General features: G+C 32.4%; 1 protein-coding gene. It reads right to left on the reverse strand.

The window, feature by feature from the left end:
* Positions 1 to 395: acid resistance transcriptional activator GadE (gene gadE, locus FHC48_RS23090; protein WP_220420642.1), on the reverse strand; the 395-nt coding region annotated here is incomplete at its 3' end.
* Positions 396 to 426: the final 31 nt, after the last annotated feature.

The raw sequence follows: 426 nt of genomic DNA on the forward strand, positions 1-426 counted from the left end.
TTTTTATTTTTCAGAATCAGTTGCATAATTTTGAACTGATTATGTGAAAAGCATAATTGTGAATTCTTATGGGGCAAGTGTTTACCATAAGTAATCTCAAGAAGATTTTTGATACTTTCTTTGCGGCTAACAAAATAAATTGGCGCTTTAGCTTTTAGTTTACTGATGTGATAAGTTGCCAAAACAATAATTCTCTCGGCATCTAATTTCTCCAGAAATTTAATCGCTTCTTCATCAAGGATATGATTGTGATAGGTATCAATGATAACCTTGAAGGGTTTATTGCCTACTTTTTTGATCTCTGACAGGGAATTGATTTTTATCATTTCGTGATTATCTTTCAACTGCCAAAAGCCCTGTAAAAGAAAAGAATCTTTCGTCATGAGAAAAATCATAACTTGCTCCTTAGCCGTTATCGTTTCGAAT

This window comes from Enterobacter sp. EC_50 (genome assembly GCF_019584525.1).
GTDB lineage: Bacteria > Pseudomonadota > Gammaproteobacteria > Enterobacterales > Enterobacteriaceae > Enterobacter > Enterobacter roggenkampii.